This window comes from Flavobacterium cupriresistens, from assembly GCF_020911925.1.
Classification (GTDB): domain Bacteria; phylum Bacteroidota; class Bacteroidia; order Flavobacteriales; family Flavobacteriaceae; genus Flavobacterium; species Flavobacterium cupriresistens.
Map to the genome: position 1 here is coordinate 2,905,435 of NZ_CP087134.1, position 24,879 is coordinate 2,930,313.

The 24,879-nt window shown below is 35.1% G+C and carries 15 protein-coding genes; 12 read left to right on the plus strand and 3 right to left on the minus strand.

The features are described from left to right. Positions 1 to 93: 93 nt before the first annotated feature. The 3 genes from LNP23_RS12450 to LNP23_RS12460 form a co-directional block, all read right to left on the minus strand. Entirely contained in the window at positions 94 to 1,602 is a 1,509-nt protein-coding gene (locus tag LNP23_RS12450) for a RagB/SusD family nutrient uptake outer membrane protein (RefSeq protein WP_230001307.1), read from the minus strand. Between the two features lie 37 nt (positions 1,603 to 1,639). After that, a complete protein-coding gene (locus LNP23_RS12455) occupies positions 1,640 to 4,744 on the minus strand; it encodes a SusC/RagA family TonB-linked outer membrane protein (protein ID WP_230001309.1) in 3,105 nt (1,034 codons plus the stop codon). Between the two features lie 2,331 nt (positions 4,745 to 7,075). Further along, entirely contained in the window at positions 7,076 to 8,116 is a 1,041-nt protein-coding gene (locus LNP23_RS12460; RefSeq protein ID WP_047779123.1) for a LacI family DNA-binding transcriptional regulator, read from the minus strand. A 232-nt stretch (positions 8,117 to 8,348) separates the two neighbouring features. Here LNP23_RS12460 and LNP23_RS12465 point away from each other — a divergent pair, with 232 nt between their 5' ends. From LNP23_RS12465 to LNP23_RS12520, 12 genes are all read left to right on the plus strand, one after another. After that, positions 8,349 to 9,440, plus strand: a complete 1,092-nt coding sequence (locus LNP23_RS12465) for a mevalonate kinase family protein (protein ID WP_230001317.1) — start codon at positions 8,349 to 8,351, stop codon at positions 9,438 to 9,440. 9 nt (positions 9,441 to 9,449) lie between these two features. Beyond that, a complete protein-coding gene (locus LNP23_RS12470) occupies positions 9,450 to 10,331 on the plus strand; it encodes a sugar phosphate nucleotidyltransferase (protein ID WP_230001319.1) in 882 nt (293 codons plus the stop codon). A gap of 164 nt (positions 10,332 to 10,495) precedes the next feature. After that, positions 10,496 to 11,875: a sugar MFS transporter gene (locus tag LNP23_RS12475; protein ID WP_230001326.1), complete on the plus strand. Its 1,380-nt coding sequence runs from the start codon at positions 10,496 to 10,498 to the stop codon at positions 11,873 to 11,875. 27 nt (positions 11,876 to 11,902) lie between these two features. Continuing rightward, positions 11,903 to 13,831 carry a glucosamine-6-phosphate deaminase gene (nagB, locus tag LNP23_RS12480; protein ID WP_230001328.1) on the plus strand — a complete coding sequence of 643 codons (1,929 nt, stop codon included), beginning with the start codon at positions 11,903 to 11,905 and terminating at the stop codon, positions 13,829 to 13,831. Between the two features lie 285 nt (positions 13,832 to 14,116). Further along, positions 14,117 to 14,353, plus strand: a complete 237-nt coding sequence (locus LNP23_RS12485) for a DUF3820 family protein (RefSeq protein WP_047778819.1) — start codon at positions 14,117 to 14,119, stop codon at positions 14,351 to 14,353. Positions 14,354 to 14,742: 389 nt separating this feature from the next. After that, positions 14,743 to 16,077: a Tle-like phospholipase domain-containing protein gene (locus tag LNP23_RS12490; RefSeq protein WP_230001330.1), complete on the plus strand. Its 1,335-nt coding sequence runs from the start codon at positions 14,743 to 14,745 to the stop codon at positions 16,075 to 16,077. Between the two features lies 1 nt (position 16,078). Then, positions 16,079 to 16,663, plus strand: coding sequence for a hypothetical protein (locus LNP23_RS12495; RefSeq protein ID WP_230001332.1), 585 nt, complete (start codon positions 16,079 to 16,081; stop codon positions 16,661 to 16,663). Between the two features lie 7 nt (positions 16,664 to 16,670). Next, entirely contained in the window at positions 16,671 to 18,857 is a 2,187-nt protein-coding gene (locus LNP23_RS12500) for a peptidase domain-containing ABC transporter (RefSeq protein WP_230001334.1), read from the plus strand. Then, positions 18,850 to 20,175 (plus strand): beta-barrel domain-containing protein, encoded by a 1,326-nt coding sequence (locus LNP23_RS12505; protein WP_230001336.1) that lies wholly within the window; start codon positions 18,850 to 18,852, stop codon positions 20,173 to 20,175. Before LNP23_RS12500 ends, LNP23_RS12505 begins: the two co-directional genes overlap by 8 nt. A 279-nt stretch (positions 20,176 to 20,454) precedes the next feature. After that, positions 20,455 to 22,071 (plus strand): CTP synthase, encoded by a 1,617-nt coding sequence (pyrG, locus tag LNP23_RS12510; protein WP_047778817.1) that lies wholly within the window; start codon positions 20,455 to 20,457, stop codon positions 22,069 to 22,071. Positions 22,072 to 22,150: 79 nt separating this feature from the next. Next, the gene (gene yidC, locus LNP23_RS12515; RefSeq protein ID WP_230001338.1) at positions 22,151 to 24,055 is read left to right on the plus strand and encodes a membrane protein insertase YidC; all 1,905 of its coding nucleotides are present in this window, start codon (positions 22,151 to 22,153) and stop codon (positions 24,053 to 24,055) included. A gap of 94 nt (positions 24,056 to 24,149) precedes the next feature. Continuing rightward, on the plus strand, positions 24,150 to 24,869 hold the full coding sequence (locus LNP23_RS12520) for a toxin-antitoxin system YwqK family antitoxin (RefSeq protein WP_230001340.1): 720 nt from the start codon (positions 24,150 to 24,152) through the stop codon (positions 24,867 to 24,869). The last annotated feature ends 10 nt before the right edge of the window (positions 24,870 to 24,879 follow it).

A 24,879-nucleotide genomic window follows, 5' to 3' on the forward strand; every position in this document is an offset into this window, starting at 1 on the left:
TTCTTTTGTGAAACAGAAAGGTACTTCTTTTGTATGAAATCGGGAACAGACAACGCTGAAAACGTTGTCTACTCCTGATTTTCCTGCTCTTATTTATCTATTAGCATTGCTTAAATTGGGGTTTAGATCAACCTGGCTTTGCGGATAGGTATAATATTTATTTTGTGGCATTTTGATTTGTGCCGTTTCTCCAACTCTGAGGTGATAGGCATTTACAAGAACGTCGAATTTATTCATTCGGATTAAATCCTGACGGCGTTTACCTTCATAGAAAAGTTCCCATCCTCTTTCTTGCAGAATAGCATCTCTCAAAGTACTTTGATTGTAATCTGCTAAAACCAATAATTTGGCATGAGATCTTCCTTTCACCTGATTGATAAGATCTATAGCTTCAATGGTCGGGCCGCTAATCTCGTTTAGTGCTTCGGCTCTGCTTAACAATACATCGGCATAACGTAAAATGTTGACACTGTGACCGTCATAATAGGTGGTAGTTTCATCATCAGCATATTTTCTGGTCGATACATCGGGCATGTAAAATACACCCGCCGGTGGCTCTGCCCCCAAAGATGGCGCTTGTTTGTGCAGCAATTTATCTGTTCCCATAAATTCTGGAAAAAAGCATTGTTTTCTGTCATCTTCATTACCAAAGGTGTTGTAAAAATCCCAGTTTACCGTATAATACTGCCATCTGTTTTCAACAACAGGATGATCAATTGGTCCAAAATGGTTCAATAACTCCGTTCCGTTTGTATTGGCATCGCTAAGAGAAGAAAAAATGTTTTCGCTGCACCATTTGTTACTTTCTTTAAACAATCCTGAATAACTAGGATAAAGACTGTATTGACCTAAGTTCATTACTTGTTGTGTAAGCGTAGCGACTTTTTGCCAGTCGTGGGCACGCAAATACAATTTTGCTAATAAAGTTAGAGCAGCACCTTTTGTAGCGCGTCCTACATCATTACCACCATAGATAGGATTGTCCTGATAATTTACAGGAAGTACAGCAGCAGCATCGTTGAGTTCTTTGATCAGAAAAGCATCAATTGCCTCAACAGATGTTGGCGGGGTTTGCGCTAAGTAATCCGGATTAGCTAAATCAGCTTCCGTAATTAAAATTACAGGTCCCCAGGAATCTGTCAAGTCCATATAAGCGGAAGCTCTTAGAAATCGGGCTTCGGCTATAAATTGTGTTTTATCTGAACTTGAAACTTCCTGCATTTGATTGATATAGAAAATAGCAGTATTGGCATTGGAAATCAATTTGTACATGGCGTTCCAATCTTCTGAAAGTAATCCGTTTGTTGAATTCCAGGTGCCTAATGACAACTGTCCGGGATCTCCACCATACTGGCAATGTCCTAAATCTGTTGCAATATCTGTCAGAGCAAAATGTCGTGTTGCCCAGTACGAAAAGTTATCAGATACAGAAGGGCCTTTTAGTCTGCCATAAATCGAGTTAACAGCAGCGATGGCATCCGACTTTGTCTTATAACCATTGATATTGGTCAAATTACTATAAACCGTAGGATCAAGATCTTCATTGCACGAAAACTGTGCTCCTGCGGTAAGTAAAAGTAAAAGGATAGTATATTTTTTCATTTTAATAAATTTAATGTTATTAAAAAACGACTTTAGACTAATGAATGGTGATTTTAATACCTAAAATAAACGTTCTGGAAGCCGGAAAAGAGTTGAAGTCAATTCCGCCACCTAAGTTTTGTTTTGTAGTATTATCCGCAACAAAATGCCCGTTTACCTCTGGATCATTTCCGGAGTATTTTGTAAAAGTCACTAAGTTCTGACCGATAGCATACAATCTGATATTGTCAATAAATTTGACTTGTTTTAGTGTGCTCTCCGGAATAGTATAGCCGATCGTAACATTTTTCAAACGAAGGTAAGAGGCCTCTTCAACGAATTTTGAATTGACATAACTACCGTATTTACTTTTGTAATAACCGTCTCTTGGAATATCTGTATTTTCGTTTGTATTTGCTACCCAACGGTTTAAAGCATCTGTACTGGTAGTTGATTCTCCTACCATTGCTGTCATATTGTAGACAGAATAATCGAAAGCACCTTGAAAGAAAATATTCATATCAAAATTTCCATATTTAAAATCGTTGTTAATACCTGCAGTATAATGAGGGTTAGAATTACCCAAATAAGTTCTGTCTTTGGCTGTAATGGTTCCGTCTCCGTCTATATCCACGTATTTTGGATCTCCCGGTACAGAAAGAGGTTGCGGCGCATAGGTTTCTCCTGTTTTTATTACGCCTGCATAGCGATATCCGTAAAGTACTCCCAATTCTTTTCCAGGTTCTAATCGGGTAAATTCTTGTCCGGAAACTGTACCACTTGGGTTGGAAGTATTGTTACTGATAATATTAACATTGTCGGCCAGAGACACCACTTCCTGTTTATTGTAGGCAATATTTAGTGACGTTGTCCACATAAAAGTATCTGTTTTAAAATTCTGACTGCTAAGCCCCAGTTCAATCCCTTTATTATCAACAACCCCTGAGTTAATTAGATAGGAACCAAAACCCCACCATCTTCCAACAGGAACATCCAGCAAGGCATCGGTAGATCTTTTTCTGTATACATCAATAGTAGCAGTCAATTTATCGTTAAAAAATCCCATATCCAGACCTAAATTGAATTGCGTTTGTTGTTCCCATTTTAAATCAATATTGGGTAGATTAGCTGGTTCGTTACCGCTAACAAAGTTACCCGGCGCTAATGTTACACCCCATGGATTTAATTTAAAAAGGTATCTGTAGTCTCCTATACCGTCACTTCCGGTAACACCATAACTGGCTCTGAATTTTAGTTCAGAAAAGACGTTTTGATTCTTCATAAAAGATTCATTTGAAACTTTCCAGGCGATAGCACCGGATGGGAAGGTTCCATATTTATTGTTTGGGCCAAATCGGGAAGAACCGTCACGTCTTAAAGTAAATGCAACTAAATATTTATCTGAAAAAGAATAATTTAGCCTTCCAAAAAAAGAAGTTAGCTTCGTTTCTGTTTTCTCCGTTTCAGGTTTTAAATAGACGGATGCGCTCGCAAGATTGTAATAGGTTAGTTCATCGCTGGGGAAACCCGTACCGGACGCTTTTATACGCTCATAAGTGTCTTTTTGGTTTGAAGTTCCGATCATTGCAGTTATACTATGTTCTTTTATATCAAATTTATAAGTCAAATACTGATCGGTGCTCCATCTGAAATAGGTTTTGTTTTCTTCAGATCCCGAACCTTTTAATGCTGCTCCGGCTACCAATGTACGAGGAGTATATTTTCCCTGAATGTTTTCCTGCCATTCTGCACCCGCTCCAAAATGAAAGGTCAGATTCTTGATAATTTCATAATCTGCAAACATATTCCCGTTTACCAATCGGTTAATCGTATGATCTGTAGGTTCTAATAATAGTGCTAACGCATTATCTTTTCCCTGAAACTTATAGTATGAGCCATCGGGATTGTAAATAGGAACAGAAGGTGGTGCAGTTTGAATGGAAAATAACGGAGCTAAAATATTATCTCCAAAGTCACTGTTGTTTCCTTCGCTGGCAGCTCCATAAACATTTGTCCCTACATTTAATTTTTCGTTGAATTTTTTTTCAGCGCCTATTCTTACGGTGTATCTTTTAAAATCCGTATTTTCTAATGCTCCGGTTTGTTTTAGATAATTTCCTGAAAGAAAAAACTTAGAGGTCTTATCGCTTCCGCTAAAAGTAATGGTTCTGTTAATTACTTCGCCGGGGCGTGTCGCTGCGTCAAACCAATTGGTATTTGTAATCGGAAAACTTACCGGGAAAACAGGCGGTCTGCCATTTTCTTTTGCAAGTGCATTCTGAATAGACGCATATTGTTGCCCGTTTAGTAAAGAAGGTTCTTTTATAATGTTTTGAAAACCATCGGAGATCTCCGCTTCAATTTGCATTTTCCCTGATTTCCCTTTTTTGGTGGTAATCATGATTACACCATTTCCGCCTCTGGAACCATAGATGGCAGTGGCAGAAGCGTCTTTAAGAACCTGAATAGTTTCAATATCATTTGGACTAATAGAAGCACCAGTGCTGGTGATAAATCCGTCTACTACATATAGTGGAGTATTAGATGAATTAATAGAATTCCCACCTCTGATTATGATGGAAGGTGAAGTTCCCGGTGCATAACTGTTTTGTTGTACTTGTACTCCGGAAGCACGACCTTGCAAGGCCTGACCGACATTTGTTACGGTTCCGCCTAAGTTTAAATTGTCTTTGCTAATCGAACTTATAGAACCCGTAAGATCTTTTTTCTTTTGTTTTCCGTACCCGATAACAACAACTTCATCTAATTTTTGACCGGTTTCTTTCATTACGATTTTTAGGTAACTACCTTCAATTGTTACTTCTTGGTCTTCCATACCGATATAAGACACAATAAGTTTAGTCACGTTATCTGCAATTGTAATAGTAAAAGTCCCATCAACATCGGTTTGTACACCAGTTTTGGAGCCTTTCGCGAGAACATTTGCACCTGGTAAAGGAAGTCCGTTTTGGTCCGTTACTTTTCCTTTTACCGTTTTTTCAAAAAACAACCCAGTATTATTTTTGTACGTCGTATGCAATAAAGAAGCAGCCGAAGCCTGAAACGTAAAAACTAATAGCGAGAGAACTGTTAATTTGACCTTTTTACCGGATAGAATGTTAATCCGAAAATCTCTAGGCTTTTTTTGGGTTAAAAATTTCATACTTTAATCGAGTTTGGTTAATTAATAATCTGTTTTTAATATTTGTAGGTTTTGGATTTCTTTTCTGATTGGGAATAATATGGTATTCTTTAATCGAATCTTTTTTTTCAATAAATCACTGCTTCATTTTTCAACCTTAATGTTGGTTTACTTAATCCATTTTACTTGCTTTAAACCTTATAAAACGCTTTAAAAATTTCACCTATTAACTTAATTTTAAGAATAGTACCTAACGAAATTATAGATTATATTTTTATTAAACAAGAAAAAACACGAAAAATGTGCTCGAACACATTAAATTAATGTTCTCGAACACATAAATAGTTGTAAATTGTAATTATTAACTTAAAATGATGCGATTTGTATAAAATGTTTTGATTTTAAAAAGATTTATTAGTTTGAGTATTTCTAATGCTAAATCATTATAACTTGTTGTATAATTGGTATTTGTGTGAAAATGCTGAATATTTTATATTATGTAGTCTTGTGTTATACACGATAAAGAGGCTTATGTTTTTGCAAAAAAGGGGTTTCAAAAAAGCTTTTTTGCGTTTAAATTTCTAGTTTAGAAAACTATATTGGAATTGATATAAATAAGGGATCATTTTTGATGCTATTTTCAATTTTTAGAAAAGTAAAAATTAACAAAAAATTAAGAATTAAGGTTTTGGAAGAATATCAAGTGGTTTTGGCAAAAAAAGAATAGAAAATTTCTAAGGAGTTTACTGGATTTTAATATTCTTTTAAAGAGATGAAGTTGAAGTGATGTGAAATGTAGAATGTGTAGTGTGAAATGTAAAGTGTAAGATAATGAAAGAGGATGTGTTGATTTAGGGTGGTGAAGAGCCTTTGTTTTTTATTAAACCATATAAGTGTTTAAGAAAGCAGAAGTATTGCTTAAATGAACTTACATTACCCCACAACTTCTGTCATTTCGAGCGAAGTCGAGAAATCGCACCAGAAACTCCGTACAGTTTGTCATACTGAGGAGGCGTAATCAAGCGAGAAACTCCATACAGTTTGTCATCCTGAGGAACGAAGGATCTATGTTTGCTGAATCGATACCGTTGAGCTTCACTTTACGGAATTACTTATGAAGATACTTCGTTCCTCAGTGTGACAAAATTGTGGAAAATAGAAGCGGAGCACTTAGTGTGATTTCTCATTCTTCGAAATGACAAAAAAACAGAAGTACGATGTTATTATGGTTTTAAATTTTGCGCGTAACAATATTTAAGAAAATGTAGATACTGCTAAAATGAACTTACATTACCACGCAACTTCTGTCATTTCGAAGAATGAGAAATCACACAAGAAACTCCGCACAGTTTGTCATCCTGAGGAGGCGTAATCAAGGGAGAAACTCCATACAGTTTGTCATCCTGAGGAACGAAGGATCTACGTTTGCTGAATCGATAGCGTTGAAATTTACTTTACGGAATTACTTGTGAAGACAGCTCGTTTCTCAGTGTGACAAAATTGTGGAAAATAGAAGCGGAGCACTTAGTGTGATTTCTCATTCTTCGAAATGACAAAAAAACAGAAGTACGATGTTATTATGGTTTTAAATTTTGCACGTAACAGTATTTAAGAAAATGTAGATACTGCTAAAATGAACTTACATTACCCCATAACTTCTGTCATCTCGAAGAATGAGAAATCACACAAGAAACTCCGCACAGTTTGTCATCCTGAGGAGGCGTAATCAAGCGAGAAACTCCATACAGTTTGTCATCCTGAGGAACGAAGGATCTACGTTTGCTGAATCGATAGCGTTGAACTTCAGTTTATGGAAGAATTACTTGTGAAGATCCTTCGTTCCTCAGTATGACAAAATTGTGGAAAATAGAAGCGGAGCACTTAGTGCGATTTCTCATTCTTCGAAATGACAAAAAAACAGAAGTACGATGTTAATATGGTTTTAAATTTTGTGCGTAACAATATTTAAGAAAATGTAGATACTGCTAAAATGAACTTACATTACCCCACAACTTCTGTCATTTCGAGCGAAGTCGAGAAATCACGCAAGAAACTCCGTCCAGTTTGTCATCCTGAGGAACGAAGGATCTACGTTTGCTGAATCGATAGCGTTGAGCTTCACTTTACGGAATTACTTATGAAGATATTTCGTTCCTCAGTGTGACAAAATTGTGGAAAATAGAAGCGGAACACCTGGTGCGATTTCTCGACTTCGCTCGAAATGACAAAAAAAAGAAGTACGATGTTAATACGGTTTTAAATTTTGCGCATAACAATATTTAAGAAAATGTAGGTATAGCTAAAATGAACTTACATTACTTATATGGTTTAAAACTTAACATCAGGTATTTTTTATGAAATATAAAAACCGGCATTTTCAACATTGATAATGTCAATTGGTAGTAACACCGTTTCAGGGATTTCTTTGCTGTATAAAAAATGTTCTACTAAGGTGCTTACACCTAAATAGGCTTGTCTCTTTTGATTTTGATGAATTAAAAAATGAACCAATCCCTGATTTAAGAAGCTGACATTTTTTTCAACTAAATCGTATCCGATTAAGGCAATTTTTTTATTCTTTTGTTCGGCGAGTATCGAAGCAATTTCGTAAGCTTTGGAAGTGGTGATAAAAATTCCTTTCAGATTAGGATGTTCTTCTGTGAAATTTAAAAACTTACTTTCTACATTCGCATGTTTTAATTTTAAAGTGGTTAAGGAAAAGTTGGTTAGTTTTTTTTCATCAAAATAATTCCGGAAACCTTTTTCCTTTTCCTGCATGTGAACGGCATTTTTTAGACTCTCATCAATATGCACAATCGCGATATGACCGTCTTCTAAAATCAAATTCATTAAACTGGCCGCAACACGACCGCTTTTGTATAAATCCTGTCCGACAAAACTTTTAATGGTATCAGACTCCACCTGGTTGTTAAACGTATTGACCATGATGTTTAACTCATCATATTGTTTTACAGCTTCTAAAGTTTCTTTGTGAAATAGGGGGGCTATCAAAACCGCTTCAGGTGCAATTTTGACTACCACATCATTGGTATTGATAAATGATTTTTTGCTTTCCGGATTAAAATAATGGATAGTGATATTGACATTGTAAGCTTTGTACTCCTTTACCGCATCCTGGATTCCGTTTACGCACGGAAGCCAATAGGAATCTATTTTAGGATCAGGTAGTAAAACACAGATGCGATAAATTTTATTATTTTTTAAATTTCTCGCAATAAGGTTGGGTTCATAGTCAATTACCTTTAAGACTTCGTTTATCTTTTCAAGTGCTGCAGGAGAGACCTTTCCTCTTTTGTGTAATACACGATCAACAGTTCCTTTAGAAACTCCGGCCATGTTTGCAATATCCTTAATAGTGTATTTCTTATCCATATTAGCAAATATATAAATTTGATTTAATTATTTGAGTATATAGTTTAAGGAAATATTAAAATGTGCTCGAGAACATTTTTAAGTGTGTTCGAGCACATTTTTTTGTTTTTTCTTGTTTTATCAAAAAATAATCTATAGTTTCGTAGAATCAAAACCCGAAATCAGAGCCGAATTTATAATCAAGTAATACTGTATTTTTTTGAAATTCAGTATTTTAATATCATATATGTAAGTGAAAAGAATCATATCATCAGCACCAGGAAGAACATGTCTTTTTGGAGACCATCAGGATTATTTAGGATTACCTGTTATAGCCTGCGCCATCAATAGAAAAATTAGCCTAACGGCAGAACAAAACGGTAGAGAAACATTTGTTCTTAATATGGTTGATATTGACGAAGTTAGAGTGATTGCTATAGATGCCGCTTTTACGACGTTGGAACCACGTGATTATTTTGCTTCCTCGCTGCGGGTCTTGCGCAGATACGGCTGTATACCAACAGTTGGTTACGATATCACGATAACAGGAGATATTCCGATCAATTCGGGAACGTCAAGTTCATCGGCTTTGTTGATGGCTTGGATTCGTTTTTTAATTGCAGCTTTCGGAGTTGATGATGAGGTTACTCCTGAGTTTATCTCAAAAATCGGATACGAATCAGAAGTATTGGAGCACAGAGAGCCGGGTGGAATGATGGATCATTTTAGCATTGGTGTTGGCAATATAGTGTATATCAATACAAAAGATCCTTTTTCTTATAAAGTTATCGGGGCTGAATTAAAAGGTCTGATTACCGGAGTTTCCGGGGTTCCAAAAGAGACCATCGGTTTGTTAGGGGACTTAAAAGGGAATGCTTTAATGGCTATTGATGTGGTAAAGCAAAATTTTCCCGATTTTGATTTATATACTGCTGAAATTGAAGATATAGACCGATACAGAAATTGTCTTCCCGATCGGTTAATTCCGTTTTTTGAAGCGGCGATTAAAAATTATCACTATACCAAAGAAGCCTTAAAAGAGTTCGAAAAACCCGTTTTGGATCTTAAAAAAATAGGCTCTTTAATGAATGATCATCATGCCGTTTTGCGTGATTTATTGAAAATTACTGTTCCAAGAATTGACGACATGGTAAATGCAGCTTTGAAAGCGGGTGCATACGGAGCCAAAATCGTTGGTTCAGGCGGTGGCGGAAGTATTGTAGTTATTGCCGATCCTAAAGTGGAAAATCTGGTTATAGAGGCCATTTTAAAAGCCGGAGCAGAGGAGGCTTACGCTGTAAATGTAGATGCTGGCGTAAGAATTTTAGAAAATATTGAAATTTAAAAAAATAAGATGCACAACAATTTAGTTATTCTTGCCGGAGGAGCTTCTTCCCGCATGAAAAAAGAAGCGATTACCACTAATTTATCGCCGGAAGAAATAGCACAGGCAAACGAAAGAAGTAAAGGTTTAATCGGAGTAGGAGCCAGTGGAAGACCGCTGTTGGATTATCTTTTGTTGAATGCAAAAAAAGCAGGGTACCAAAATATTTACATTATTATTGGAGAACAGGGAGGTTTGTTTAAAGAGTTTTACGGAAGTGAAATGAAGAACAATGATTTTCATGGACTCAACATCTCATTCGCTGTACAGTATATTCCGGAAGGAAGAGAAAAACCGTTTGGTACTGCTGATGCTTTGTTTCAGGCTGTTGAGCAATATCCGGAACTAAATACACAACAGTATTCCGTTTGTAACAGTGATAACCTGTATTCAGCTGCCGCTTTATTGGCACTTCGTGAAACCGAAAGTCCAAATGCTTTTATTAGTTACGATCGTGATGCTTTGGCGTTTCCAATAGAACGAATTTCACGTTTTGCGATCGCCAAACTGGATAAAAACAATCAATTGTTGGATATTTTAGAAAAACCTACGGCTGATGTTTTAGAAGAATATAAAGATATTGACGGGAAAATCAGAGTGAGCATGAATGCTTTTAAATTTAATGGTGCAACCTTATATACGCATCTTAAAAACTGTCCGGTTCATCCCGAAAGAGACGAGAAAGAATTGCCAACGGTACTTTTGAACTCTGTTAAAGAAAACCCCGGTACAACAATTGGTATCGCATTTTCTGAGCATGTACCTGATTTAACTGCAAAAGAAGATATTGCAGATGTAAAGGAATACCTTCAGAAATATTACCCTGACCTAAATTGGGAAACAAAAAATTAACAAAATTTTCATATCTGAATTAGGAATAAGACCAACTTATTGTATTACTTTTGTTTTGCAAAAAAAATGCAAAACATTTGCGTAAAAACCGCAATAAGTAATTTAGTGTTGATTCTACTTTAGATTTGAAATCAAAATCTTTTTAACAATCAACCAAAAATAGTATGTCAAACATTGAAAATGCAGTCCGTTTAGAGAGAGGGAATCCGGTTATTCCGATGGTTATTTTAACCTTATTGTTTTTTATTCTGGGTTTTGTTACCTGGCTTAACGGGCCTTTAATTCCATTTTTCGAATTGGCCTGTGAGTTATCCTCTTCACAAGCTTATTTTGTGACTTTTGCTTTTTATATTGCCTATTTTGTGATGGCAATTCCATCCTCTTGGATTATCGAAAAAGTAGGGTATAAGAATGGTATTTCTTTAGGATTATTGATCATTGCAGCCGGCGCATTTATGTTTTATCCCGCTGCGTCAAGCCGTACTTTTTTGCTGTTTTTAATTGCATTATTTGTGATGGGAACAGGCTTAGCTGTTTTGCAAACTGCCTCTAATCCGTATGTTGTCGTTATAGGTCCTCGTGAAAGTGCTGCGGCAAGAATAAGTGTTCTGGGAATTGCAAACAAACTGGCCGGATTTGTGGCTCCGATTGTATTAACAGCCTTGGTTTTATCAAACATGCAGGATTTTACTGCCGATAAGATTGCGTTGTTGGATGAAGCATCAAAAACAGCTGCTTTAAATTCACTTGCACTGCAATTGCAAAGACCTTATCTTTATATGGGGTTGATCATTATGGTTTTAGCGTTGTTGGTTAAGTTTTCTCCGCTTCCTGAGATTGATTTGGATGAAGACGGAAATGTAACAAATTTGAGTATTTTTCAGCAAATAAAAAACGCATTTAAGTACCCGCAATTGGTTTTAGGTGTTGTAACTTTGATGCTGTACATATCAGCGGAAGTTTTGGCCGGTGATTCAATAGGTGGTTTCGGAAAACAATTAGGAGTTTATGGCGATGAAGGGAACTTTTATTTGAAATTAACCTCATTCACTATGTCATTTATGGTAGTGGGTTATGTATTGGGAATCACATTAATTCCAAAATATCTTTCGCAGGTTACAGCTTTAAAAGCTTCGGGATTTTTAGGTTTAATTTTGGTTTTAGCGATTGTATTAATCTCTCCAAAGTTAATGATTCAGTTGCCCGGAATTCCAAATTTACCGATTGTAATTCTTTTGGTAGCCTTACTTGGATTGGCAAATGCACTTTGCTGGCCGGCAATTTGGCCGATGGCTCTTCAGGATTTAGGAGGTTATACTAAAATTGCAAGTGCAATTTTGATTATGGGAATTATTGGTGGTGCTGTTTTTCCTCTGTTTTATGGGATGATTGTGGAGCACGTAAATACATCAAATATTGAAAATGGAGTAGCGTTAACTTCAAAAAGCGGGAATCAAATTGCTTATTTAATATTATTGCCTTCGTATTTAATGATTCTTTTTTATGCAATAAAAGGTCATAAATACAGAAGTTGGAAGATTTAGAATCAGGAATAAAAAAAGATATATATCATGTTAAAAAGTAAAATAGACAAAGCAACAGGCTTCGAAAAACGATTTGAAAACATCAATACAGTAGTTTTTGAAAATTCTAATGAGGCTTCTAAGGCGGTTGCTCAGGAAATTGCAGCTTTAATTCAATCCAAACAAAAAGAAAACAAACCTTGTATTTTAGGTCTGGCAACCGGTTCTTCTCCAAAAGGATTGTATGCAGAGTTAGTACGTCTTCATAAAGAGGAAGGTTTGAGTTTTAAAAACGTAATTAGTTTTAATTTGGATGAATATTATCCAATGGAACCCAATTCTATCAACAGTTATGTTCGTTTTATGAAAGAATTACTGTTTGACCATGTCGATATTTTACCTGAAAACTTCCACGTTCCCGATGGACTTTTAACCAAAGAACAAATTGCAGATTACTGCCATGATTACGAAGCTAAAATTGAAGCCTTAGGTGGAATCGATTTACAAATTCTTGGAATTGGAGGAAACGGACATATTGGTTTTAATGAATCCGGTTCTCTTCAAAACTCCAAAACGCGTTTGGTAGCTTTAGACCATATTACAAGAGTTGCCGCAAGTAAAGATTTTTCCGGATTGAGTAATACGCCAAGAACTGCAATTACACTTGGAGTTAAAAAAATCATGGAGGCCAAACAAGTTATTTTGATGGCTTGGGGAGAAGGAAAATCCAATGTGATCAAAAAATCGGTTGAAGATGAGGTGACCAATCAGATTCCGGCTTCGTTTTTACAGGAACACAATAATGCTGTTTTTGTTTTAGACAAAGAAGCATCTTCAAAACTAACCCGAATCAACAGACCTTGGTTGGTTGAAAAAGTAACCTGGAGTGATAAATTAATCCGTAAAGCCGTTTTAGGATTGGCACTTGATCTTAAAAAACCAATTTTAATGCTTACCGATGCCGATTATATCGAAAACGGCATGAGTGATTTATTGGCCGATTCAGGTCCTGCTTACGACATTAATATTAAGATATTCAATAAATTACAAAATACAATTACAGGTTGGCCAGGTGGGAAACCAAATGCAGACGATGCTAATCGTCCTGAAAGAGCGGAGCCAGCCAGAAAACGTGTATTGCTTTTCAGTCCACACCCTGATGATGATATTATCAGTATGGGAGGAACGTTTATGCGTTTGCAAGAGCAAGGGCATGAAGTGCACGTAGCGTACCAGACTTCAGGAAATATTGCCGTTGCCGATGATGAAGCCTTGCGTTTTGCAAGTTTCGTAATTGATTACAATGAGAAATTCGGAATCAAAAGTCCGGAAGCGGATGCGATTTATGAAAAAGCAGTTAACTTCTTAAAAAATAAAAAGAACAGCGAAATTGATATCCCTGAAGTGCGTTATATCAAAGGACTAATCAGAAAAGGAGAAGCAAGAGCAACAAGTCATTTTGTTGGTTTAACAGACGATCAAATTCATTTTATGGAGCTTCCATTTTATGAAACAGGTACCATTGAGAAAAAACCAATCGGACAAGAAGACATTCAATTGACGATGGATTTAATTGAAAAAATTAAACCACATCAAATATATGCTGCAGGAGATTTAGCAGATCCACACGGAACACACAAAGTATGTTTAGATGCTATTTTTGAAGCCGTGAAAGCCTTAAAACCAAAATCATTTATGGACGACTGTTGGTTATGGTTGTACCGTGGTGCTTGGCAGGAATGGGGTATTGACGAAGTAGAAATGGCAGTGCCTATGAGCCCGGATCAGGTTTTGGCAAAACGCCATGGAATCTTCAAACACCAATCTCAAAAAGACGGTGTTGTTTTTCAGGGAACCGATGCCAGAGAATTTTGGCAAAGAGCCGAAGACCGAAATCACGAAACAGCAGCTTTGTATCAGCAATTAGGTTTAGCGACTTATGCGGCGATGGAAGCGTTTGTGAGATGGCATTACTAGGTAGAAGGTGCTAAGATTCTGAGCTGCTAAGGTTCTGAGTTAAAAAAAGTTTTGGCCACGAATTACACGAATTTTCGCGAATTTATTTTCGGGATAATTGGCGTGATTCGTGGCTTTTTTTTTTGCCACAGATTAAAGGATTCTTGCAGATTTAAAAAAAAAAATCATTTTAATCCTTTAAATCTGTGGCAAAAAAAATAAAAAATAAAAGTAACTTTGCATAATTAGAAGCAAGAAAAGAGAATGAGTCTATTCTTTTTTTCTTGCTTCTTTTTTCTAAAAAAAATGCAACAAGACAGTAAACTTCTCATAAAATTAGCCCATACCAAAATGCCTTTCGGGAAATACGAAGGACGTTACTTAATAGACTTACCCGAGTATTATGTTGTTTGGTATCAAAATAAAGGTTTCCCGAAAGGAGAGCTAGGACAACAACTTCAACTGATCTATGAACTAAAACTAAACGGATTAGAAGAGTTGATCCGTAATATCAAAAAGCAGTATCCTAAGCCTTTGAAGTAGTTTTTGGGTTAGCTGTTAGAGCTACACTTGTATTTGTTTTTCAATTATCGAAGTTTTTTTAACGGAATTAATATACCACGATTTTGCTTATGTGAAGCGGCTAATTTATGCCTTGATTTTACTTTGTAGCGATAGCGTTGTGAAAAATAAATAAAACAGGCTGTTATAGAAAAATAATAATTGAACAATTGTTTCTTTTTGGTAACAGTCTTATTCGTAAAAACTTCATTATAATGAGAAGGAGGAAGATTATCAAGGTTTTAAAAGTGATTTTCTGATACATAAAAGAGTGGTTTTTTGAAATATAAAGACTACAAAAATTTTACATAAATTTTATTATTTGTAAGAAATATTTTATATATTTGGATAAATATTGAAATATCTCTATTATGAAAAATCTTAAAAAAATGAAATTTTCTGACATTACAGGAATGTTAGAGGCAGATGAAGCAAAGGGAATTTTGGGAGGAGGACCTATAAAGTATACTAACGATCAGGAAGCTCCCGGTGAAGCGGATAATATTGGAGGAAACGGTGGTTTTGGCTTGACAGGTTTTGGCCAAGGAGGTTTTGTTAGCGGGAGTGCTAACAATTTTTCTCAATTAGGCAGTTATGGTAATGCTTCCTTTGGCGGGAATTACTCTAATTCAGGGACTGGTACAAATTCTGGTTCAGGAACAAATAATTTAAATTCTTCTACTTCTAATACCAATTATAATAATGATTGGTTTGTCAATGCTCAAGGCAATCTAAGTACTACAAGTGCAATTGCTATTGATCGTTATTTTCAATTTATTCGCGCAAATAATGGGATTGTAAATGCGAATCAAGTAAATGCCTTCGTAAATAACGAAAAAACGGCAAGCGGACAGCAGCAAAATTTTATTCAGTATAATATTCAATTGCCGGGCACACGATTAGATAATGTTACTGTAGTGAATTATTACAAAGGGCCAAGTACAATAAAACAAGGTACTGTAATTGATAATATGACATTGCAAATTAATCTTTCCAATGGTCCAAGAAGCACAAGTACAACCAATACGACAAATTCAAATGCGTCTTGGTATGTAATGCCTATACATGGCAGTTCTTCAAAACCTTCACCTTTAGAAGCGGCATTACTATCGAAATCAGTTTATGGTGGTAAGGACACGGTTGGGCCTGATAAGCTTTTCGGATGGAAAGTTTCCAATGAAGTAAAAGGTATTAAGTATAATGATCCTTCCTCAGGTTTTAAATCACAATTATATGAAAGAATTACAGCTGGTAAAAAAGAATATTGTTATGTAACTGCTGGTACAGAACCTGAGATAGGAGATTATGCTGCGGACGTCTTACAAACAGCGGGGATTTCTCTGCAATATAAAGAATCTGTGGATAATGCAAAGGCATTAAAGGCTCTGTTTGGTGATGCATTATCTTTTTCAGGGCATTCTTTAGGCGGAGGTATGGCAGAAGCCAATGCCCGCGCTACGGGAGGAAGTGCTGTCACAATTAATGCGGCAGGATTGAGTTATTCAACAGCTTTACTTTTAGGAATAGGGTTCGTGTCAGATACGCATTCTTATATTATGACAAATGATCCTTTAAATATAGCGCAAATGGTGATACCGGGACTAACAACAGCGGGAGGGCAAAAACACTATATTACACCAACCAGAACATCAGGAGGGCATGGTGTAAATGAAATGGCAATAGAACTGGGTATAAAATCAAAGTGAGATGAAAAAAGTAATTATGTTATTTGTTATTGTAGCGTCTACATTAAGTTCATGCAATTGCAAGTGTACTAAAACTCATTTATCTAAAGACGAAAAAGAGTGGTTTTCGGCTTACAAAAAGGGGCAGCAAATAATTTTTAAAAGCAATCTGGGGAAATTGGACACGCTTTTTGTAGCGGATAAATATGAAACATATGATAATAAAGAATGTAATTGTTACGAAGTAGGTAATTTACAATACAATATGATGCATATTGACTTTAAGTCCAGAATTTGCCACAATGATTCCTATTTTGTTAGCGGAGTATCAATTAGTAAAGACGAAATAAATAAAAAGTCTTTTCCTACTTTTAATGTTTTTGGCCTATTTTATCCGGATGTTCAAGTAAAACCTATACCGACAGAAAGTTGGGTTGTCTTGAGAACATCTTTAAAAAAGTATACACATGTGTATGTTTTTGAAGACGGTATCAATGCAAGAAACTTTGGTAATAACTATCTAAAATCTTTTTACTGGGATAAAAGAGAAGGTTTAATACGTTACGATACAGGTGAAGGTGAGATATTCGAGCTGCTAAAAAAATAGACCACTTATGATTAATTTCCCCCACGAGTTTCAGCTCGATGCTAAAGATTGTGGTCCTGCCTGTATAAAAATTATTGCAAAATATTATGGCAGGTTTTATAGCCTGCCTTTTTTACGTGATTTATGTGGTATCACGCGCGAAGGGGTCAGTTTTTTAGATCTTAGCGATGCTTGTGAAGCAATTAGTTTGCGTACTAAAAGTGTTAAAGTAGATTTTAGTGTTTTGCAGACAATTCCATTGCCTTGCATTGTACATTGGCAGGAGAGTCACTTTATTGTGGTTTATAAAATAACACAGAAACAAGTATATGTTTCAGATCCCGCAAAAGGGTTGTGTAAATATTCTTACGAGAGTTTTCAGGAAGACTGGTTAAAAGAATCAAAAGTGGGTGCTGTTTTAGCCATAGAGCCCATGGCGGATTTTAAACAACGCTCTATAAGTGATAAATTAGAACGAAGAAAAACGTTAGAGAATTTTCTGGGGTACTTTACACCTTACAAAAAGAGTTTTGTAAACCTGTTTGTGGTGATGCTTATAGTGACATTGCTACAGGCTTTTTTGCCCTTTATTTCAAAATCGGTTATCGATGTTGGAATTCAGACCAATGATTTAGATTTTATTGATCTTGTTTTAATCGCCAATATTACCATTATAGTCAGTATCTTATTGAGCAACATGATTCGCGATTGGATTTTACTGCATCTTACTTCGCGAATAAACATCTCTTTGATATCAGATTATCTGATAAAATTAATGAAACTGCCTATTACTTTTTTTGAGAATAAGTTGATTGGAGATATTTTACAACGAGCGCAAGATCATGAGCGTATTCGGGATTTTATAATGAACAATTCGCTCAACTTTATCTTCTCTATTCTCACCTTTTTTATATTCGGAATCATTCTGTTTGTTTACAGTCCGGTCTTGTGTTTGATTTATTTGATCGGTAGTACTTTATTTATTGGTTGGGTGGTCTTTTTTTTAAAATTCAGGAAAAAACTGGATTGGGAGTATTTTGACGTTCACACAAAAAATCAGAGTTACTGGGTGGAAACTATTGGAAGCATTCAGGATATAAAAATCAATAATTACGAAAAGCAAAAAAGATGGAAATGGGAGGCTTTGCAAGTTCAGTTATTTAAGATTGACCAAAAAATACTGCGAATTACCAATGCGCAAAATCTGGGAGCGCAATTTATTAATCAATTAACCAATTTAATGATTACATTTTATTCTGCAAAAGCAGTGATAAAAGGTGATATTACATTTGGTGTAATGATTTCGACACAATTTATAATAGGGATGCTTAATGGTCCGATTATGCAGTTCATTTCTTTTGTTCAATCTGCTCAATATGCAAAAATTAGTTTTTTAAGGCTTAACGAAATACACGAATTAGAGGAAGAAGAAGAAAACGAAACCAATAACAGCATCAAGCTTCCGGAAGATAAAAGCTTGCTATTACGAAATGTTAGTTTTCAGTACAGTAGAAATAGTCCTTATATCTTAACGAATATTTCAATATTGATTCCGGAGGGAAAAGTAACTGCCATTGTAGGAGATAGCGGTAGCGGTAAGACCACTTTGTTGAAACTTATTTTAAGATTGTATAAACCGACCCATGGTGAACTTTCTATGGGGAATCTTAATATTCAGAACGTTAATCTAAAACAATGGAGAGCAAGTTGCGGAGCGGTGATGCAGGACGGCAAAATTTTTAGCGATACGATTCAAAATAACATTGTCTTGGACGATGAGAATATTGATTATGCAAGGTTGAAAAAAGCGGTAATGGTAGCCAATATAGCAGCAGAAATAGAAGCTATGCCCAAAGGATATCAAACGATGATGGGAGAAAACGGCAGGGGTTTAAGTGGAGGACAGAAGCAACGTGTTCTGATTGCAAGAGCTTTGTACAAAGATCCCGACTATTTGTTTTTTGATGAGGCAACAAATTCACTGGATGTTATAAATGAGCAAAAAATTGTGACAGCATTAGAAGAGATTTTTAAGAATAAAACAGTAATCGTGGTAGCACATCGCTTGAGTACGATTCGTAAAGCAGATCAGATTATAGTGCTTAAAAATGGATTTATTAGTGAAATTGGAAATCATGATATGTTGATGACAAAAGAAGGTGGGCATTATTATGAATTGGTTAAAACACAGACAGGAGATACTGTAAATGGATAATAAAGGATTTCATAAAACACTAAACTCAAATCGAACCGAAGAGGTAGCTTGGATTATTGAAAAAATGCCGACTAAATTCGGAATTTTAATCAGCTCAGTTGCTATAGGTTTGGTATTGCTATTGTTGCTTTTTGGCTGGCTTATAAAATATCCGGAAGTATTAATGGGTCAAATTGTGATAAATACAAGACAGGCGCCTGTCAAATTAGTTGCATCGACTCAAGGGAATATTATATTGTTAGAACATGCTTCCGGTGCTAATGTACATGCCGGAGAATACATTGCCTACATAAAAAATGAAGCCAATTTAGCCGATGTCAAACTGTTGAAAAACACACTTGATGATATAAATATTCATGAAGTCGATTTTCAAAAACACCGTCATTTATTTCCTGAAAATTTATCTTTAGGAGATATAAATAATAAATACTATAACTTTTTAAATGCGCTGTATCAATATTTAGATTACACGAATCAACAGCCTTATGAGGTTCAAAAACAAATTAATAAAAAATTACTCGAGCTGCAGACAAAGAAATTTGAGCAGTTAAAAAATGATTTTAAAAGCCAAAAAATAAAACACGAAGTTTCACAGAGTCTTTTTTATAAAGATTCGACACTATATAGTAAAAATGTCACTTCCAAAGCAGATATAGAACGTTCAATTATAGCAAAAGCAAATAGTGAGCTGGATTATAAAGCAATTGATAAAGAGATTAATAATACAAATTATCAAATCAATGAAGCTCATAATAAATCACAAGTAATTGCAATTGAAAAAACAGCTAAGGAAAGAGAAATGATTATTGGGTTATTTAATAGCTATTATGATTTAATCGATGCCATAAAAAAATGGGAACGGACGTATGTTTTTCTTTCCCCGATAAAAGGAAAAGTAGATTTTTTGAATTTTCTTAAAGACAACGATTATATTCAGTCCGGAGAAGAATTATTTAAAATAGTACCAGATAATAACCAAATAATAGGACAGGTTAATCTGCCTGAAAATGGCTCCGGTAAAGTGAAAATTGGACAAAGTGTTATAATTAAACTGAATAATTATCCTTATAATGAATATGGCTCGATTAAAGGTAAGGTGGTAAGGATATCACTTGCAACAAACCAGCAGGTTCTTTCTGATAATCAAAAGAAAATGAGTTCCTATCTGGTTGATGTAAATCTGCCCTACGGATTAAAAACGAATTATGATGTTGTATTAAATTTTCATGCTGAAGCTAAAGGAACAGCCGAGATCATAACAGAAGACAGGAGACTGATCGAACGCTTCTTTGATAATTTGAGATATAAATTAGAATAGAATTTCTTCCGAATAGGTAGGAGCAATGTTTTTAACTTTAAATAAAAATAAGGGTTACTTATTCCGTATTTTAGATTTATAGCAAAGTAGGATTTAAGTGAGACCAATAAATTATTCAAAAATAAGTCGCTATAACATCTAAAATTAGGGATTACGGAAACAAGTAAACGATCTGTTTATAAATTTGCAAATTATCTCATTCGCTATTTGCCAAAATGTCCAATTAAATTTGTACTTTTGCCAAGTTTTTTACACAACTACAATACAAACAACAACAGAATGAATCAGACAAAATATATTTTTGTTACAGGTGGTGTGACTTCATCTTTAGGAAAAGGAATTATCGCGGCATCTTTGGCAAAATTGTTACAAGGAAGAGGGTATCGTACAACTATTCAGAAATTTGATCCATATATTAATGTGGATCCGGGTACGTTAAATCCATATGAGCATGGGGAATGTTATGTGACTGATGATGGTGCTGAAACCGATTTAGATTTAGGTCATTATGAGCGTTTTCTTAATGTTCCTACTTCTCAGGCGAATAATGTGACAACAGGAAGAGTCTATCTTTCGGTTATTGAAAAAGAAAGAAGAGGAGAATTTTTAGGAAAAACAGTTCAGGTTGTTCCTCATATTACCAACGAAATCAAAGACAGAATGCAATTACTGGGCAAATCCGGTGATTATGATATTGTTATTACTGAAATTGGTGGAACAGTTGGTGATATTGAATCACTACCTTATATAGAGTCTGTTCGTCAGTTGGTTTGGGAATTAGGTGAAAATAACGGAATCGTAATTCACTTAACATTAGTTCCATTTTTAGCTGCTGCAGGGGAGTTAAAGACAAAACCTACGCAACACTCGGTAAAAACGTTAATGGAGAGTGGTATCAAAGCCGATATCCTGGTTTGTAGAACCGAGCATGAATTGTCTCAGGAACTACGTCAAAAATTGGCATTGTTCTGTAATGTGAAAAAAGAAGCGGTTATTCAGTCTATTGATGCTTCAACGATATACGAAGTGCCTAATTTAATGCTTGAAGAAGGATTAGATGTAGTGGCTTTGAAAAAATTAGATTTACCTAAAAAAGCATTGCCGGACCTTAAAAACTGGAATACTTTTTTACGCAGATTAAAAAATCCAAAGCATACCGTAAACATCGGTTTGGTTGGGAAATATGTAGAAATGCAGGATTGTTACAAATCGATCTTAGAGGCGTTCATTCATGCCGGTGCTGCTAATGAAACCAAAGTAAATGTAATTTCTATTCATTCAGAACACATTAATGCGGACAATATTGTAGAAAAACTAAAAGATCTTGATGGTGTTTTAGTTGCTCCTGGTTTTGGAGAAAGAGGTATAGAAGGAAAAATCGAAGCCGTTCGTTATGTACGTGAAAATAATATTCCGTTTTTCGGAATTTGTTTAGGTATGCAAATGTCAGTAATCGAATATTCAAGAAATATTTTAGGATACAAAGATGCGAATTCTACAGAGATGAACGATAAAACGTCACATCCTGTTGTAGATTTAATGGAAGAGCAAAAAACAATTACAGATAAAGGTGGAACAATGCGTTTGGGAGCCTGGAAATGTGATATTAAGCCAAATACACTTGCACATAAAATTTACGGAGAAAAAACGATTTCAGAGCGTCACCGTCACCGTTATGAGTACAACAATAAATATGCTGAAGAATTACAAAAAGCAGGTTTATTGGCTTCAGGAGTTAATCCCGATACCGGTTTAGTGGAGATTGTGGAACTTGAAAATCACCCGTTTTTTATAGGTGTACAATACCATCCGGAATATAAAAGTACGGTTGCCAATCCACATCCGATTTTTGTAAACTTTGTAGCTGCTGCTGTAAATTCACATAAGAAACAATAATTAATATTCTGTAAGGTTGTAACGTTTGGATTAAACTCAAGACAAATAGCCTTTAACGAATAACCTTTTTTAAACTATAATGGAAGAAAAAAAATTTGACCTTAATTCAATCATTGGTTTTGTATTGATATTTGGAATTTTGATTTGGATTATGTACCAAAATCAACCTTCTGATAAGGAAATTGCTGCTGAAAAAGCCAAGAAAGAATTAGTTGCGAAACAAGAAGCTCAAGCTAAATCGGATAAAACTAAAACGGCAGTTTTGCCAGTTGTAGCAACAACTCCGGGCGATACAGTTCAATTAGCACAATTGCAAAAAACCTTAGGTGGTTTTGCTTACTCAGCGACACTTCCTTCTGCAAAGGAGTCTTTTACAACAATCGAAAATGAGAAGATTAAACTAAAAATCGCTAATAAAGGAGGTTATATTGTTGAAGCTACTCTTAAAGAATTTGAAAAATTTCAAAAAGGTTCAAAACAATTAGTGGAATTAATCAAAGATAATAATTCTAATTTAAACATTCAGTTACAAACAACAGATAACAGAACTTTAAATTCGAAAGATTTGTTTTTTGAGCCAACACTATCTAAAGTTGGAGCAGATCAGATTTTAACAATGCGTTTGAAAGCTGGAGCGAACGAATTTTTAGAATACAAATATATTTTAAAACCAAACGAATATTTAGTTGGTTTTGATGTTCGTTCTCAAGGTTTGAATAAAATTTTAAATTCGTCTAAGCCATTAGATTTAGTTTGGGATTTAAAATCATACAGAAACGAGAAAAGTATTTCTATCGAGAAGCGTTATGCGCAACTTGAATACGAATATGAAGATGAAAAATACAGTTCGGTAAGCGACGGTACAGCAAAAGAAGATACTCCTGAAAAAGTGAGTTATGTAGCGTTTAAGCAACACTTTTTCACGGCTATTTTGGCGACTGATAAACCATTTGAGAAATCTAAATTACAATCTGATGCTTTAGTAAAAGATGAAAAAATAGATACGACTTTTATCAAACAATTTAAAGCAACAGTTCCTTTAGCTTTTTCTAATGGAGAAGTGGATTATAAAATGAGTTGGTATTTTGGACCAGCTGATTATAAAGTTTTAAAAGCATATGATAAAAACTTCGAAAAAATTATTCCACTAGGATGGGGGATTTTCGGATGGATTAATCAATGGATTTTTATTCCATTATTCGGATTCTTAAGCTCTTATATTGCTTATGGAATTGCGATTATCATTTTTACAATTATCATTAAATTGGCAATGTCGCCAATTACCTATAAGTCATTTTTGTCTCAGGCTAAGATGAAAGTGTTACGTCCGGAGATTACAGAGTTGGGAGAAAAATTCAAAAAAGACCCAATGAAGAAACAACAGGAAACGATGAAATTGTACAATAAAGCAGGGGTGAACCCAATGGCAGGATGTATTCCGGCATTGATTCAGCTTCCGTTTATGTATGCGTCATTCCAGTTCTTCCCATCTGCTTTTGAGTTAAGACAAAAAAGTTTCCTTTGGGCAGACGATTTATCATCTTTTGATGCGGTTGTAAACTTACCATTTCACATTCCTTTATATGGAGATCATATCAGTTTGTTTCCAATTTTGGCTGCAATTGCGATTTTCTTCTATATGAAAATGACTTCGGGCGACCAACAAATGGCAGCTCCTCAACAAGAAGGTATGCCGGATATGGCGAAAATGATGAAAATCATGATTTACGTTTCACCATTAATGATGTTAATTTTCTTCAATAGTTATGGTGCAGGATTGAGTTTGTATAACTTTATCTCTAACTTAATTACAATCGGAATTATGTTTGTAATTAAAAACTACATTGTGGATACAGATAAAATTCATGCTCAGATTCAGGAGAACAAGTTGAAAGAGCCTAAAAAGCAAAGTAAATTTCAACAACGTCTTCAGGAAGTAATGGAGCAACAAGAGGCCGCAAAAGGTCAGAATAAAAAGAAATAAGCACTAAAAGAAATCTCGATTTATCGGGATTTTTTTTTACCACAGATATACTTTATAAAGTGTAATTTCGTTAAAGTTTAAAAGGAATTAAAAGATGATTTTAAGAAGAATACTACTTGGCTTTGCCTTACTGAATGTTATAGTAATAAATGCTCAAACAGACTTTAATAAGTTAGATGCAAACGGAAAAAAAGAAGGTTTGTGGAAAGGAACTTATGAAGTTTCCAAACGTCCGAGATACGAAGGGACTTTCAGCCACGGAAAAGAAACCGGAGTATTTAAGTTTTTTGATGACACCAAAAAAGGAGATGTTGTTGCAACACGTGATTTTAGTGCCAATGATGGAAGTGCTTATAATATCTTTTATGATCAGAAAAAGAATAAAGTAAGTGAAGGAAAAGTGATCGGAAAAAATTACGAAGGGAAATGGACGTACTACCATAAAGCTTCAGCTATAGTAATGACCACCGAAAATTATAAAAATGGGAAATTGGAAGGTGCAAGGACCGTTTTTTACCCAAATGCTAAAGTCGCAGAAAAAATGACTTATGTGAATGGTCAGAAAGAAGGGATCTATGAAAAGTACGGGCAGAACGGAATTATTCTGGAGAAAAGTACCTACAAGAATGACGAATATAACGGAGATGCTGTTTTCTATGATTCTGATGGAGTGGTGGCTTCTGAAGGAAAATTTTTGAAAGGAAAAAAAGCCGGAATGTGGAAGTTTTACTTAAAAGGAAAACTGACGAAAGAAGTAAATATGAGTGATCCGAAAAGTAATTACCAGTCTGACTCAAAACCTAAAATGGAATAGAACTTTTTGG